General features: G+C 69.3%; 1 protein-coding gene. It reads left to right on the top strand.

The genetic code is table 11. The features are described 5' to 3' along the window. Nucleotides 1-18 precede the first annotated feature (18 nt). A partial coding sequence (locus TN53_RS43190; protein WP_420719177.1) for a Gfo/Idh/MocA family protein occupies nt 19-348 on the top strand: 330 nt, incomplete at its 3' end.

Genomic DNA, 348 nt, shown 5'->3' with positions numbered 1-348 from the left:
CTGGCCGAGGAGAAGGGGGTGGCGCTGTTCACGGCCTATCACCGCCGATACAACACCAACGTCCTGGACCTGCTGGGCTCGCTGCCCGCGGACGTGCCGGTGGAGCGGCTCACCGTGCGCTACTGGGAGAAGATCGAGGAGCACGTCGGCAAGGACCGCTGGTATCTCGACCCGGCGCGCTGCGGTGGCGGCTGTGTGGCGGACAACGGCCCCAACGCCTTCGACGTGGTGCACCTGTTCCTCGGCGACGACGTGGCCTTCAAGGAGGCCAGCGTGGGCCGTGACCGGCAGGGCATCGACCGGCTGGCGGTGATCCCCCTTCAGGACACCGAGGGTGTCACGGCCGTG

The sequence above is a fragment of the Streptomyces sp. WM6386 genome (genome assembly GCF_000972385.1).
Lineage (GTDB): Bacteria > Actinomycetota > Actinomycetes > Streptomycetales > Streptomycetaceae > Streptomyces.
The sequence above is the reverse complement of the archived record's forward strand: the minus strand, read 5'-3'. Positions and strand labels throughout refer to the sequence as shown.